This window comes from Bianquea renquensis, assembly GCF_014384895.1.
Lineage (GTDB): Bacteria > Bacillota > Clostridia > Lachnospirales > Bianqueaceae > Bianquea > Bianquea renquensis.
In genome coordinates, this window is the sequence record NZ_JACRSQ010000015.1 from 75,773 (window position 1) to 91,317 (window position 15,545).

Annotated in this window: 12 protein-coding genes; all 12 read left to right on the plus strand. The window is 48.7% G+C overall.

Features of this window, described 5'->3' with window-relative positions:
• The first annotated feature begins 1 nt into the window (after position 1).
• Positions 2-1,048 (plus strand): Holliday junction branch migration DNA helicase RuvB, encoded by a 1,047-nt coding sequence (ruvB, locus tag H8730_RS10890; protein WP_177715921.1) that lies wholly within the window; start codon positions 2-4, stop codon positions 1,046-1,048.
• A 21-nt stretch (positions 1,049-1,069) separates the two neighbouring features.
• Positions 1,070-1,471 carry a cell division protein ZapA gene (locus H8730_RS10895; protein WP_177715919.1) on the plus strand — a complete coding sequence of 134 codons (402 nt, stop codon included), beginning with the start codon at positions 1,070-1,072 and terminating at the stop codon, positions 1,469-1,471.
• Positions 1,464-3,851 carry a U32 family peptidase gene (locus H8730_RS10900; RefSeq protein WP_177715917.1) on the plus strand — a complete coding sequence of 796 codons (2,388 nt, stop codon included), beginning with the start codon at positions 1,464-1,466 and terminating at the stop codon, positions 3,849-3,851. Before H8730_RS10895 ends, H8730_RS10900 begins: the two co-directional genes overlap by 8 nt.
• Positions 3,852-5,309 (plus strand): FtsW/RodA/SpoVE family cell cycle protein, encoded by a 1,458-nt coding sequence (locus tag H8730_RS10905; RefSeq protein WP_249289822.1) that lies wholly within the window; start codon positions 3,852-3,854, stop codon positions 5,307-5,309.
• Positions 5,266-6,705 carry a penicillin-binding transpeptidase domain-containing protein gene (locus tag H8730_RS10910; RefSeq protein ID WP_177715913.1) on the plus strand — a complete coding sequence of 480 codons (1,440 nt, stop codon included), beginning with the start codon at positions 5,266-5,268 and terminating at the stop codon, positions 6,703-6,705. Before H8730_RS10905 ends, H8730_RS10910 begins: the two co-directional genes overlap by 44 nt.
• A 213-nt stretch (positions 6,706-6,918) precedes the next feature.
• The gene (locus H8730_RS10915; protein WP_249289823.1) at positions 6,919-9,399 is read left to right on the plus strand and encodes an N-acetylmuramoyl-L-alanine amidase; all 2,481 of its coding nucleotides are present in this window, start codon (positions 6,919-6,921) and stop codon (positions 9,397-9,399) included.
• Positions 9,400-9,673: 274 nt separating this feature from the next.
• The gene (locus tag H8730_RS10920) at positions 9,674-10,117 is read left to right on the plus strand and encodes an NUDIX hydrolase (protein ID WP_177718905.1); all 444 of its coding nucleotides are present in this window, start codon (positions 9,674-9,676) and stop codon (positions 10,115-10,117) included.
• A 47-nt stretch (positions 10,118-10,164) separates the two neighbouring features.
• Positions 10,165-13,074 (plus strand): insulinase family protein, encoded by a 2,910-nt coding sequence (locus H8730_RS10925; protein ID WP_177718903.1) that lies wholly within the window; start codon positions 10,165-10,167, stop codon positions 13,072-13,074.
• Positions 13,075-13,087: 13 nt separating this feature from the next.
• Positions 13,088-13,987 (plus strand): GTPase Era, encoded by a 900-nt coding sequence (era, locus tag H8730_RS10930; protein ID WP_488153849.1) that lies wholly within the window; start codon positions 13,088-13,090, stop codon positions 13,985-13,987.
• A gap of 150 nt (positions 13,988-14,137) precedes the next feature.
• Positions 14,138-14,326 carry a YqzL family protein gene (locus H8730_RS10935; RefSeq protein ID WP_177718899.1) on the plus strand — a complete coding sequence of 63 codons (189 nt, stop codon included), beginning with the start codon at positions 14,138-14,140 and terminating at the stop codon, positions 14,324-14,326.
• Positions 14,310-15,020: a DNA repair protein RecO gene (gene recO / locus H8730_RS10940; protein ID WP_177718897.1), complete on the plus strand. Its 711-nt coding sequence runs from the start codon at positions 14,310-14,312 to the stop codon at positions 15,018-15,020. Before H8730_RS10935 ends, recO begins: the two co-directional genes overlap by 17 nt.
• A gap of 319 nt (positions 15,021-15,339) precedes the next feature.
• Positions 15,340-15,545 (plus strand): hypothetical protein (locus H8730_RS10945; RefSeq protein WP_249289824.1); only part of this gene is annotated, 206 nt, incomplete at its 3' end.

The window sequence follows — 15,545 nt, forward strand, 5'->3', positions numbered from 1 at the left end:
TATGGAAGATATTCAGAAGGAACTCGACCGTTTTGAGCGAATCATCGATGTCACCATGAAACAGGAGGACAATGATATCGAAAAAACCCTTCGCCCCAAGCGCTTTGAGGATTATATAGGGCAGGAAGAAGTGAAGGAGACTCTCCGCGTCTTTATTCAAGCCGCGCAAAAGCGAGGCGAATCGCTGGATCATGTATTGCTTTACGGTCCGCCGGGACTGGGAAAGACTACGCTGGCCGGAATCATCGCGCACGAGATGGGAGTCCACATGAAAGTGACCACGGGGCCAGCGATTGAACGGCCAGGGGACATGGCCGCCATATTGAATAGTTTAGGTTCTGGCGATGTCCTATTTATCGATGAGATCCACCGTCTCAACCGGCAGGTGGAGGAAATCCTGTATCCGGCTATGGAAGATTTTGCTATCGACATTATGATTGGAAAGGGGCCCTCGGCCAAGTCAATTCGTCTGGATTTGCCGCGTTTTACTTTGGTGGGAGCCACTACACGGGCGGGCTTGCTTTCCGCTCCTCTGCGGGATCGATTTGGTATGCTCCATCACATGGAGTTTTACACGGAGCAGGAGCTGGTGCGAATTGTGAAACAGTCAGCTAGACAGCTGGAGGTGGAGATCGATGATGAGGGCGCAGGGGAGATTGCCAGACGATCCCGTGGAACTCCCAGGCTGGCCAATCGAATGTTGAAACGAGTGCGGGATTTCGCTCAGGTTCAATTTGATGGGAATATTACCCTTGAGATCGCACTGCATGCGCTAAACGCACTGAAGGTGGATCCCAATGGATTGGATACGGTCGATCGAAAAATGCTTTTGGCGATGATCGATATGTTTGACGGCGGACCTGTGGGGCTGGATACCTTAGCGGCGACGATAGGGGAGGATCCGGGAACCATTGAAGACGTATGCGAGCCGTACCTGATGCAGCAAGGGTTTATTCAGCGGACCCCGAGGGGAAGAGTTGTCACCGCTGCATGTCTTCGATATTTTCATCGAGAATTGCCCGGCAACGCTGGACAGATATCATTATAAGTGTAAAACAGGAGGCGCAGCATGGGGGAAAAGCGTAGAATCGAGGTCAATATTGGCGGGTATGTGTATAAGTTGATGGGGGAAGAATCGGAGGAGCACATGCAGCAGGTGGCGATGTACATCGATGAGAAGATCCGGCAGGTTCAAAAGATGACATCCGCCCAGAGCCTTAGCAGGGACTATGTGGCAGTATTGGCCTCCATCAACGTCGCCGATGATTTTTTGAAACTGCTGGAGCACGTCCAGATTCAGCAGGAGCGAATGGAAGAGCTCACACAAAAATCCAAGGAGTTGGAAGATAAGCTGGATGAATATCAGGATGAACTGATGAGCTTGGAACAAGAAAATTTGAATTATCGCGAATTGGTGGAGGAGCTTCAGCTGGAAATTCTGCGGTTCAAGGAACAAGGAAAAAATGAATAGAGAATGGTTACCTGAACTGCTCTCTCCGGCAGGGGACATGGATTGTTTAAAGGCAGCTGTGGATGCAGGGTGCGACGCCGTGTATCTCGGGGGCAGCCAATTTAACGCCCGACAGGGCGCGGGCAATTTTTCGGCTGAGGAGATGGAGGCGGCCGTTCGATATTGTACCCTTCGAGGGGTCAAGGCGTATTTGACTCTCAATACGCTGATAAAAGAAAGAGAATGGGAGCAGTTGGCGGCCTTTGTCGCGGAAATCGCAGGTATGGGATTCTCCGGCGTTATCCTTCAGGATTTGGGAGTGGCCATGTACCTGCGGCGCCATTTTCCAATGCTAGAACTCCATGCCAGTACACAGATGAGCGTTCATGATCAGGCCGGCGTGGAGTTTTTGAATACTCAGGGATTCCAGCGAGTCGTGCTTGCCAGAGAGATGACGCTGGATGAAATTCGCACTCTGCGGGCGCAAACGAGCACAGAGCTAGAAGTCTTTATCCACGGGGCACTCTGTTACTGTTATTCAGGCCGGTGTCTTATGAGCTCGTTGATCGGAGGGCGGAGTGGAAATCGAGGTCGATGTGCGCAGCCCTGCCGCTTACCATACGGATACGTGGATGTCCAGAAGAATGAAATCGAAGAGCCCGCCTATCGTTTGAATTTAAAAGACATGTGCTCACTGGATTTTGTGGGGGATCTTGTGGCGAGCGGCGTTCACTCTCTAAAAATCGAGGGCAGGCTCAAGAGCCCCGCCTATGTTGCCGGTGTTACGGAGCTATATCGCAGAGCGCTGGATTACTGTGGAGAGCACCATAGATCATATGTGGTTACGGCTGGGGATCGAGAACGATTGCAGCAGCTCTACAATCGCGGAGGATTTTCAAAAGGGTATTATTTCGGAAAAGAAGGAATGATTGACCTGGAGAATCCGAAACATAGCGGTCTCCTCGTAGGAACGGTAGCGAAAGTGAGAGGGCGGGAGGGACTTTGTCAGATTATGCCATTGCGGCCCCTGCACCCGGGAGACGTCATTGAGATCCGGACGAAAAAGCCACCCTATCCATCCTATCAGTTGAGACCGGAGAACGTGTCCGAGGTGGGGGCGTGCTGTATCCCCCTTAAAGCCGGTGTTGAGAAGGATCAGCAAGTCTTTCGCCTGACGGATGCTCAGCTGCTCCATGCGCTGCGAGAGAAAAAAACGTCGCGGCGCCTCGGAGTATCCATGAGAGCAGTTCTCAAAAAGGGCATTCCCATGGAGTTAACGGTGACGCTGAGACAACTCACCATAACTGTATGGGGAGCGGCTCCAGCGAAGGCTGAAAAACAGCCGATTACGGAGGATGACGTCCACCGCTCGCTATCGAAACTTGGCGATACGGCCTTCTATCTCGATGGGATGAGTGTCGAGATGGATTCGGATGTATTCGTGCCGGTCGCTGTGTTAAATCAATTGCGAAGAGATGCGGTTGAGAAGCTGGAGAGCCAGCTCACAGCGCGAAAGACTCTGTCCTTAGAGGCAACGGTGAAACCAGTCGCCGTGAGGACGAGCCCGGAGGCGCATCCCCCCTTTTTGGAAATCGAATTCTCCCGAGTCGAACAATTTCGCGCGATTCCTCCTGAATGTATTCCGTGGATTCGCAGGATTTTCCCGAGGATGGAACGAGTTATGCCGGAGGCGGCGGCGGAGATGCTGGCATGGGGGCAGACAAACCAAGTGGAGATCTGTCCAGTTCTTCCGGCTGTTAGCCAACAGCGAAATCGAGATGCGATGCGGACCTTACTGCGAAGATGGATGGATGTCTGTGTGCAAGGCTATGCCGTTTGTCATGTAGGGCAGGTCAATCTGATTCTCGACCGGAATCAGCCGCTGCATTTAAATTTGGGATTTGGGATCCTGAATAAAGAACATGCCTGTTTTTGGCAGAGGCAGGGAGCCGTCTCCTTTCTCCTGTCTCCAGAACTGAACCTGCGAGAACTGAGGGATTTGGGGAGACCGGAAGGGGCATCAGCCCTTGTATATGGCCATATACCAATCATGGTAACAGAACAGTGCCCTGGAAGGGACGCTTCGGGATGCAGGGCGGAAACTGGGGCAGGAACTGTCTCAGCCTACCTCAAAGACCGGAAAGGTGCGCAGCTCCCTGTTGAGCGGCACTGTCGTTTTTGCTACAGCACCATCTATAGCAGCGAGCCCATTTGGCTTGGTGATAAGCCGGAGGTTCTGCGGCATTTGCCTGTGGATGGACTTCGAATGTTTTTCTTAGAGGAAGCGCCGGAGGAAGTGAGCAGAACGCTCACTGCATATGCCCACGCATTGGAGGGAAAAGCAGCCCATAATGGACCATCTTCATATACACGTGGCCATTTCTTCAGGGGGGTGGAGTAATTGTTCAATCTCTGCGTCAGTATTTCTCGTTTTATTTATATCATTCTTATGGGGATTTTTATCCTTTGTGGATATTATCTGTATTTGCGCCGTCCGTCAGAGCGAACGAGCAGAGAGATCTGCAATTATCAGACGGCGGCCATCATTCTATTTAATCTGCTATCCTTTGTGATCTTATTTTTTCACGAGTTGCAGGCCAATGACTGGCAATTTGGGGAGCCCATCTGGAATTTTTTAACGAAGATGGCAATGGCGGCGGGGTTTATGCTTGGCATGCATATTCTCTCCACAACCCTTCACCGGGGGACGAGCCGTCTCCTTTGGAACTGTGTTTTCATGTTGCTCAGCGTCAGTTTAGTCGTCCTATGGAGATTAAAAGCGTCCACCGCGATTGCGCAGATCTACTGGATGGGGATTTGTTTTCTTGTGGTCAATGTCGTCTTGTTGATCATGCGGCGGGACTGGGTATTTCGGATTCATAAGTGGATCTTTGCGGCCGGATGTTTGGGGCTGATCGTGCTGCCTTTCCTATTTCCCAATAAGCAGGGCGGATCTCTCAACTGGGTACAGATCCGATCCTTTGGATTCCAGCCTTCCGAGTTTGTAAAGATTGCCTTCGTCTTTTTCTTGGCCAAAGTCTATGGTCGCCAGTATAAATTTCGATCTCTGGTGGAAGCCACGGGCATGGTGGGGATACTGGCGCTAGTCTTGCTCGTTCAAAATGATTTGGGAACGACACTCATATTCTGTGTCCTGTTTTTACTCTTGATCTACGATTACACCCAAAAGACTTTTATTCTTGTGGGGGGAATACTAGGTGCTTGCCTTGCGGCACTGGTCGCCTATAAATTATTTGGCCATGTGAGGACTCGAGTTTCGGCCTGGTTGAATCCGTGGTCGGATTTTGAGGGCGGCGGATATCAGATTGCCCATTCGCTGTTCGCCATCGTGAACGGTGGTTGGGTCGGCACGGGTTTGTTTCAGGGGTTGCCCACATATATCCCCCATGTCCGCACAGATATGATTTTCGCCGCCATCGTTGAAGAATTCGGCGCAGTATTTGGGATTCTGTTGGTCATGATATACATGTTAATCTTTCTCTTTATCATGGATACGGCGAAACGGGAAAAAGATCTCGTGCGCAGGGGCGTTGCCATGGGGTTTGGCATTCTCTATATGCTCCAGTCTTTTGTCATCATCGGCGGCGTGATAAAACTGATACCGCTGACTGGCGTCACACTGCCCTTTATCAGCTATGGAGGGAGCTCGCTGCTCTCCAGTTTTCTGATACTAGGCGTTCTGCAATCTATGATTCGAATCCATTATATGGAAAGAAAGGAGGAATCATCTGGTGGGAAAGGACAACAAAGCTCAAAACAAGCCGTCAAAGCAAAAGAGCAAAAGGGGGCAAGAGATGACGCGATTCAAGATCCCTACGATTTCGACGGACCTTACTAAGCGGATGGAAGGCCATACCTTTCGTGTCATCAAAGGGACCTTTTTGCTTCTCAGCATTCTCCTAATTGTTTGGATTGGAAAGTTAATCGTGTTCGATTCCAATACGATCAGTGTGAATGCCTATAATCCTCGGTTAGCGAAGCTGGAGGAGGGATATATTCGCGGTTCAATCCTGGATGCCGATGGGAATGTTCTGGCGTATACACAGATGAACGAGGCGGGGGAGAAGACTCGCGTATATCCCTACGGAAAAGTTTTCGCCCATGTCACGGGATATTCCGGGAAGACAAAAACGGGGTTGGAGCTTGCCATGAATACAGAACTGTTGTCAGCTTCCAGCTGGCTGGATACCTTGCGGAGTGCGGTGCGGGATACACCGGTACAGGGCTGCGATGTGGTGACAACCCTGCAGGCGGGACTTCAGGAAAAAGCATATGCACTTTTAGGGGATTACAGCGGAGCTGTAGTCGTCAGCGAACCATCCACAGGCAAAATCTTAGCTTTAGTGTCGACACCAGCCTTTGATCCGAACACAGTGTTCAGTCAATGGGAGGAAGTGTCCCAAGATGAGTCATCTCCGCTCTTTCCAAGGGCAACCCAAGGAAAATATGCGCCGGGCTCAACCTTTAAGATTATAACGAGCCTCGCTCTGTATCGAACGGATTCCGCGTGGCAGGACTATCGATATACCTGTGAAGGGGAAACGGTGTTAGGGAATACGACGCTCCCCTGTTTCGACCACACGGTTCACGGGGAGGAGTCAATCGGGGACGCCTTCGCGAACTCCTGCAATACGTTTTACGCAAATCTGGGACTCCATATTGGAGCGAAGTCCTTGCGTTCCTGTGCAGACAGTTTATTGTTTAATTCCAACATCGAGTTTGTTTTGCCTATTGCGCGCTCCTCCTTTCCCCTGTCGGAGGACGATACAGTGGAGATGGTTGGGGAAACCTCCATAGGCCAAGGGAAAACCATGGTTTCACCGTTTCATATGAATCTCATCACAAATGCGATTGCCAATGAAGGGATGGTCTATGAGCCTTACATGGTGGACCGCGTGGTGACGAAAGAGGGGCAGCAGATATCGAAAAATCTGCCCAAACTCTATGGGGCGCTGCTTGAACCGCAGGAGGCGGCGTATCTGGAAGAGCTGATGGCGGGAGTCATAGAGAGGGGAACGGCCACATCCCTACAAAATTCGTACTGCGAGGTGTACGGAAAGACGGGAACCGCCCAGGTGGGGGAAGGCGAGGAGGCGCATTCCTGGTTTACCGGCTATACGAAAACCAATGGTTCGGTGGATATCGCAATCACCGTTGTGGTGGAACACGGCGCGGAGTCGAAACGGGCTGTGCCGCTCACCAAGGAGATTTTAGATTACTATTACAGCCGATAATCTCTGATTTCGCTGCCTACCCCCTCAAATATTAAGTTATGATTACAATTCTGAGATGAAGCCTGTAAAAACCGTGTAAATAGACGGGGGAAAGGATGTCGAAGTCGGGCAGTATCTTACAAAAATATGACGAAAAATGTCATGATGATATTGACGAAGGCTGAAAAACGTGGTAACGTATTACTATCCTTTTACAGACGAGGAGGTGAGAAGTTGTTAAAAGGATTCGTAAGACAAGGTATTACATTTTTACTAGCATTCACCTTATTGGCGGGCTCTTTTCAGAGTGTGCTGGCTACAGAGGCAGCGGGCAATGAGGGCGGCGTCAACGGGACACAGGAGGAATCCTCTGCGATTTCCACTGTGGACGAATCCAGTATGGTGAATGGACAAGACAGTACGGAAGCACAGACAGAGAACAATGACAGTACAAATGAAAATTCCTCCATTGACGATTCTGACATTTCCAACAATGAATCCAACGCAGTTTCCGATGAGTCCAGCACCCCAGAGGGAAATGAGGAGAGCCGTCAAAATGAGGACAGTATTCCGGAGGAGTCATCATCGAGTTTGGATGAGAACACGACCGGAGATTTGACAGATGTTCAGTCCGACGAGGCGCTGGTTGATAGAGCATTTGGCGAAGCGGAGGCGATCTTTGAGCCGGCCAGCCAGAATCTATTGACAGTCGCAAGCATGTCGCTGTTTAGCCTTTCTGCCAATTCGGACAGTTCCAGAATGGGGCTTCGAGATGGAATCTCATTCCAAAAGCTGATCACGGATGAGAATAAGTATCCGGATCAGAATAATGTTCAGTACTTAGTCATTCATGACACAGGCAATACCAATAAGGGTGCCACGGCGATCAATCATTATTACTATTTTTTGAACAATGTCGGCCGAAGCGCCCACTACTTTGTCGATGACCATGAGGTGATTCAGATCATTGAGGACAAAGACGGAGCATGGCACTGTGGAGATGGGAAGGGACAGTATGGGATTACCAATACGAATTCTCTATCGATTGAAACATGTGTGAATTCAGATGGGAATTATGAAGAAGCGATTCAGAATACCATCGATCTTGCCGCCTATTTGATGTACGTCTATGATCTTCCCATGGATCGTCTGGTTCGCCATTATGACGCCAGCAGGAAGAATTGTCCGGCCCAGATGAATAAAGATGGGCAATGGACAGACTGGTATAATTTTAAAGCGGCTGTGGCCGCTAAGCTAAAGACCTACGGACCATCCAGTTCTGATCCAGGCGATGAGGAGCCAGAGGATCCGTCGGAGGAGGCACCAGGGCGCCGGTACACATCAATTTTTGGCGAGTCGACGGTCAGCGCTTCGGAGCTTATCGACGTCATTGTCAAGGTCAACCCAGATTTCAATCCGGAGATTGCCGAGGCCTATATTGAGATTGGAGCCAAATATGGTATCCGCGGAGACATTGCGATCTGCCAGGCCATTTTGGAGACAGGATGGTTTAAGTATGGCGGGCAGGTACCAGCAAGCAGTAATAACTTCTGTGGTTTGAAGACAAGCAAGACTCAGACAGAGACAGAAGAATTCGCCGTGTTTGCAACCCCTCAGGAGGGCGTGGAAGCCCATATTCAGCATCTGTATGCCTATGCGACGACAAAAGAACTTCCAGAGGGGACGACCTTGGTTGATCCTAGATTCCAGCTGGTCAACCGGGGATGTGCGACGTCCTGGGAGGATCTGTCAGGGCGCTGGGCGGTTCCGGGCTATAGTTTGGAAACGTATGCCAACATGGATGAGGCGAGAGAGTACCGCGACTCCTATGGAGACAAGATCGTCAAGTTGTATGAAAAATCCATGAATGGCGTGGTGGATGGAGAGACACCGGATACTCCGGGACAGCGGCCGATTTTGCAGCAGGGGTCTCTTGGAACCTATGTAAAAGAGTTACAGACGTTGCTGAATCAGTGGGGATATACCTGTGATGTCGATGGAAGCTTTGGACCTGCGACCCTAAAGAACGTGAAGACGTTTCAGACGGATCACGGACTGAGCGTGACGGGTGTGGTGGATGCGGCTACTTGGAATAAGCTGCTGGAGACACCGGCCACACCGGAGGAACCCACGACGCCGGAGAAACCCACGACGCCGGAGAAACCTACGACACCGGAGGAGCCCACGACGCCGGAGAAACCTACGACGCCGGAGGAGCCCACGACGCCGACCACCCCTGATGTATCAGGAAAACCGGTGTTGAGGAAGGGAAAGACTGGCAGTGCGGTTCGGGAGCTTCAGACGCTGCTGAACCAAAAAGGGTTTGCCTGTGATGTCGATGGAAGCTTTGGACCAGCAACCCTGGCGGCAGTTAAGGCTTTTCAGGCTGCCAATGGGCTTGCCGTCGATGGCAGTGTAGGCCCCGCGACATGGACGGCTCTTCTGAGTGGATCCAGCAGTTCCAACACAACGACGACCCCTTCTGTGACGACCCCAAATTCCAGTGCATCATCAAAACCGGTGTTAAGAAAGGGGAAGACGGGAAGCGCGGTTCGGGAGTTACAAACGATTTTGAGAAACAAAGGATATAACATCAGCGTCGATGGGAGCTTCGGACCCGCGACACTGGCGGCGGTCAAGTCATTTCAGGCCGCCAATGGACTTGCCGTTGACGGCAGCGTAGGCCCCGCAACGTGGGCGGCGCTGTTGGCTTAAAAGAGTAAACGATCGAGACCGAAAACTATCGTGATCATCCCAGCCCTCTACATTCCACTCAATCCAGTATATCGGTTAAGATAAAAATAGGTTAGAATGGAGATGACTCGCAACAGCGGGTCATCTTTTTATAATTCTGAAGAGTCGAAGAAATTTCAAAATACTTGAATTAATATCCAAAAAGCGTTATACTATACAGTATCGATTTGAATGTAGAACGGTTTTGAGACCGATAAAACACAAAAGGCAATCTGCCCCGGTTAGGAGGAACCGTATGATAGAGGCAATCAGCTGCGGGGGTATCGTCATTTATCACGGGAAGATACTATTGCTATACAAAAACTATAAAAATCGCTATTGTGGTTGGGTATTGCCCAGAGGCACCGTGGAAGAGGGTGAGGAATTTGCGCAGACAGCTGTGCGGGAAGTCAAAGAGGAAACAGGCGTTGACGCGCAGATTATAAAGTATATTGGGAAGAGCCAGTATTCGTTTCAGGGAACCAACGATGCGGTTCATAAAAGCGTCCACTGGTTTTTAATGAAATCCAGCAGTTTTTACTCGAAACCTCAAAAGGAGGAACATTTCCTAGATGCAGGCTATTATAAGTACCATGAAGCATATCATCTCTTGAAATACAGTGACGAGCGCCAAATGATGGAGAGGGCCTATCGAGAATATACCAGCATGTATCGCGGATATTCCAGGAAAAGGCGGTAAACACTATAGAGAACAGCCAATATGAACAAATTGAAAGGATGGACCCTATGACAATACCCGGATATACCCTGATGGAACAGCAGACGATTGAGGAGCTGCGGGCAGAAGGATTTGTTTTTTTACATGAAAAGAGCGGTGCTCGAATTTTTTATTTATCGAACCCGGCGGATGACAATAAGGTGTTTTCCATCGCCTTTCGCACGCCTCCGGAGGATGATGCGGGCACGCCCCATATACTGGAACACAGTGTGCTGTGCGGTTCCCGTAAGTTTCCGCTGAAAGACCCTTTCATCGAGTTGGCCAAGGGATCTCTCAATACATTTTTAAATGCCATGACATTCCCGGACAAAACAATGTATCCCATCGCCAGCCGAAACGGACGGGATTTTATGAATCTCGTCGATGTATATTTGGATGCGGTTTTGTATCCGAATATCTATCAGGAACCGAAGATTATGAAACAAGAGGGTTGGCATTACGAGCTTATGTCAGAGGAGGAGGCAATCACCTATAAGGGCGTTGTCTATAATGAGATGAAGGGAGCTTTTTCCTCCCCGGAACAGGTCTTGTATCGCAAGGTTCAACAGGCGCTATTTCCCAATACACCGTATGGGGCGGAATCCGGCGGAGATCCGGACTTCATTCCAGACTTGACACAGGAAAAGTTTCTCGCCTTCCATTCCAAGTATTATCATCCCTCTAACAGCTATATCTATTTCTATGGGGATGGAGATATGATAGAACACTTGACGTGGCTGGACCGGGAGTACTTGCAGCACTTTGAAAAATGTACTGTTGAATCTGCCATTCCGGAGCAGCCTCCCTTTCCCCAGATGCTGGACATTGTAGAATACTACCCCCTGTCCGCCAATGAAAAGGATTTCCAAAAGACGTACCTGAGCTATAATGTAGTGCTGGGAAAGGTTACAGATCCCATGCTGTATTATACGCTGGATATGCTAGAATATATGCTCCTTGAGGCCCAGGGTGCTCCGCTTAAAAAAGCGCTCCTAGATGCCAAGGTCGGAAAGGATGTATTTGGATATACAGACAACAGCATTTTGCAGCCGATGTTCGGAATTGTGGCTAAGAACGCGGAGGGCAGCCAAAAGAAACACTTTGTTGCCGTCATCGAAGATACGCTGAAATCTTTGGCACAGGAGGGGATTCCAAGGCGGCTAGTGGAGGGGGCGCTGAACCGATTTGAATTCAAGCTCCGCGAAGGCGATTACGGCACGACACCGACTGGCCTAATCTACGGCATTTCCTGTATGGACAGCTGGCTCCACGGGGAAAGCCCAATGCTCCTTTTACAGTATGATTCTGTCTTTAAGACAATCCGCAGCCGCGCCGCGGAAGGATATTTTGAAGAGTTCATTGGGAGGTATCTGCTGGGCAACCCTCACGGTGCCATTGTAACGCTTGCGCCAGAAAAAGGCTTGTCAAGCCGGAGAGACGAGGAGACGCGGCAAAAGTTGGAGGCCTATAAACGGTCTCTTTCGGAACAAGAGATTCAGTCTCTAATTCAAGAGACAAAGGACCTTGAGGAATACCAAACCAGCGCCGAGTCGAGGGAAGCTTTGGAATCGGTTCCTCAGCTGAGCATAGAGGATATTGAACCAAAGCAGGAGACGTTCCAGGCGGACGAAGACTCTCTGTGTGGAAGACCACTTCTCTGGTATCATGACTTCACGAATCAGATTGCGTATGTCAAATTTTATTTTGATATGAGCCGAATTCCAGAAGAACTGCTGCCTTATGTAGGGTTTCTGACAGCGGTGTTGGGAAGCGTATCCACGGACCGATATAGCTATGAGGAGCTCAACAATGAAATCAATATCCACACCGGAGGAATTGGGGAGAGTCTATCCATCATCGAGCCGGTGAAGAATGAGGACGCGTATCAGCCCTATTTTAAGGTCATTGCCAAATGTTTTTATCATGAGCTAATGCCAATGATTGAATTAGTGGAGGAGATTCTGCTTCGGTCCCATCTGAAGGATCGGGAGCGGTTGGAGGAAATCCTTTCGGAAACCTGCTCCCGTATGGAAATGTACATGATGGATTCTGGCAATGCAGTTGCCTCCGCCAGGGCGATGTCCTATTTTGCCCCCACCTATGCATTTCAAGAAAAGACCCAGGGCGTGGACTACTTTTTCTTTTTGAAGGAACTGGAGGGGGACCTCGAGAATCGTTTTGACGATCTGTGTGCAAACCTGGAGTTGGTCTGCCAAATGTTGTTTCGTCGAGACAATATAACGTTTATGGCGGCTTGCGAGGGAGAAGCGGATGGGGCGGTGCGCGATTGCATGGAGCATCTGTTAAAGAAATTACCGGAGGGCCGTTTAAAAGCGGAGTTGTCAGAGCCTCTCTTTGTTCGCCCAATCAAAAAGAACGAGGGATTGATGACACCTGGAAAAGTCCAATTTGTCGCGAAAGCGGGGCGGTTCCACCAAGAGTTTTCTGGCGCTATGCTCGTTCTGCGGAATCTGTTGAGTCTGGATTACCTCTGGAACAAAGTGAGAGTGTTGGGAGGCGCATATGGATGCATGGACGCCATCTACCGCAGTGGACGCCTCTATTTCGTATCCTACCGAGATCCCAATCTGACCTCCACGCTATCTGTGTTCGACAGAGCAGCAGAGTATGTGGAAACATTCGATTGTAACCAGCGGGAGATGGATAAGTATATCATTGGGACGATCAGCCGTCTGGATGTGCCATTAAATGCTGCGATGAAGGCTGCGGCAGCTTTTGAGCGCCACCTCAGCGGCTTAACGGATGCGATGCTGCAAACCTTGCGGGACGAAGTTCTGGCGGTAACCCCCGAGGATATTCGCAGAACCGCTGTTGCGGTCCGGGAGGCTATGGGAGAGAATTGTATCTGCGTGCAGGGTGGAGAGAGCGTGTTAGAGAAAAATAAGGATCTGTTCGGACAGCTTCTGCAATTGCTATAAAATTAACTAGGAGATGCATATGAAGAAATCAGGATTTGTTTCCATTATCGGCCGTCCCAATGTAGGGAAATCGACACTGCTAAACCAATTTTTGGGGGAGAAGCTTGCGATCACTTCCAACAAGCCACAGACGACCCGCAATCGGATTCAAGGAATATATACCAACGAAAAAGGGCAGATCGTGTTTATCGATACGCCGGGAATCCACAAGCCGTCTCATAAATTGGGGGAATACATGGTCAAAGCGGCGAGCACGACCATAGGTGACGTGGATCTGATTTTATTGCTTGTGGAGCCGAGGAGGCCGGGCAAGGAGGATCTGATGATCATTGACCAAGTCAAAAAAGTAGGTGCGGATACGTTTCTGATTATCAATAAAATCGATACGATCCCGAAAGTCAATTTGTTGGAGTGCATCAATACCTACAAAGACCTGTATTCATTTCAGGAGATTGTTCCAATTTGTGCGTTTAAAGGAGATGGCGTCAGAGAACTTCAGGATTTGATCTTTGCGTATCTGCCGGAGGGGCCAGGATTTTTCCCGGATGATATGATAACGGATCAGCCGGAGCGGCAGCTGGTGGCGGAGTACATCCGAGAAAAAGCTCTGTATGTGCTGGACCAAGAGATTCCCCATGGGATTGCGGTGGTGATCGATACGTTTGCAGAGAGAGAAGACAAAGCGATCGTGGATATCAATGCGACGATAATCTGTGAAAAGGAATCTCATAAGCCTATCATCATCGGAAAACAGGGCGCGACCATCCGTGAAATCGGCTCTCAGGCCAGGCGGGAGATTGAGCGCCTGCTGGGAATGCAAGTCAATTTGAAATTGTGGGTTAAGGTGAAAGAGCGGTGGCGCGATAGCGAGTTTCTGGTAAAAAATTTCGGTTTTGACAAAAAAGAACTTTGATGGGAAGAAAAAGGCCTTGACATTTTTTCGGTTGATGTTCAAATCAATGTCAAGGCTTTTTCAAATAAATTTTCCGGTGAGTTGTTCCAGTATAAATTTATAGCCCAGAGACACAATAAGTTTATCCTATTGGTCAGGGGGCGACGTTTGATGTTAGAGCAAGTTTTATGGAATATATTTGAAAAATCAGGGGATGTAGAGGCCTATTTGGCCTGGAAAGATTTTGAAGAATATAGCGAGATTGAAACGTCCACACAAGAGAAAGGAACCGAGTATGGGAAAGACCATCAAAGTGAGGGGCATTATCATTGGGGAGATGCCCATGGGGGAACAGGATAAGCGGGTGACAATCTTGACAAAGGAAGGCGGTAAACTCCAAGCGATTGCCAAAGGGGCGAAATCCTCCCGAGGAAAGTTGAGCGGATCAACGCAATTATTTTATTACGGAGATTTTCTGCTGGATAAGGGACGAACCTTTTATTATATTCGAGAAGTGCAGATACTGGAGAGCTTTTATTCTATACGTCAGGATTTTCTAAAAGTATCCTACGGTGCTTTTATGCTGGAGACTGCCACTGTATTGTCACTGGATGGTCAGGAAAATCGAGACCTCCTCTTTCTGTTGCTAAAGGGACTTATGGCATTAAAAGCAGAGGGGCAGGATGATCAGACAATCGCCATGACCTTTGCAATGCGAAGCGTTAGCGACAATGGATTTCGACCACAAATCGATCACTGTGACATGTGTGGACGGCCTGTGGACGAGGGTTCTGCATGGGCCTTTATCATTGGCCGTGGGGCTTTGATTTGTCCAGACTGCCAAAGGAAAACACAGGAGTACGGTAAGAGGGTATCCGCAACAGTCCTCCGAGCGCTTAAGTACATTGTCACTTCGCCAGTTGACAGGGTATATCGCTTTGCGATATTACCGGAGTTCGGTCAGGAACTTGCCAGCCTGGTAGAGGAATATGTTGTCACGCATACCGGGCAAAACTACGCAAGTCTTAATTTTATGAAAAAAAATCTACTTTGATATTGATAAATTAAATAATAAGAAAAGAGAGCGTTTTGTTTTTTATAACATATGCGCTCTCTTTTTTTTCATATAGTATAACACTTTACGAAAATCACTTTAAATATATTAATTTCAGAAGGAAACCTAAATATCTGACGGAAATATTGACAACAAATAATTTTTAATGCTCTATTCAATATATAATCACTGGCAGTTTGTATATTTTTCTATTGACCAGAATAGAAATAAATTGGTTTATCAATTTTGAAGATAGGGCATTTAGTATAAACAAAAGAATAACAAATTGTATATAAGTTAAGGATATATCAATGTTTTTATGACATTTTTTGTTACAAATCAATTGTATACTAATTTTGATATAAAAAAATACACAAAAAAAGCAAAGATTTTTCTTGACATTTTCATTCGTAAAGTGTTATACTTTATGCAAAATCAAAGGGCACAAATTGTAAAAAAGAACAAACCCGAGTTCGTGCAGAGTGCCGAAAACAAAGAGAGAAGGGGTTGGTCAAATGCCAGGTA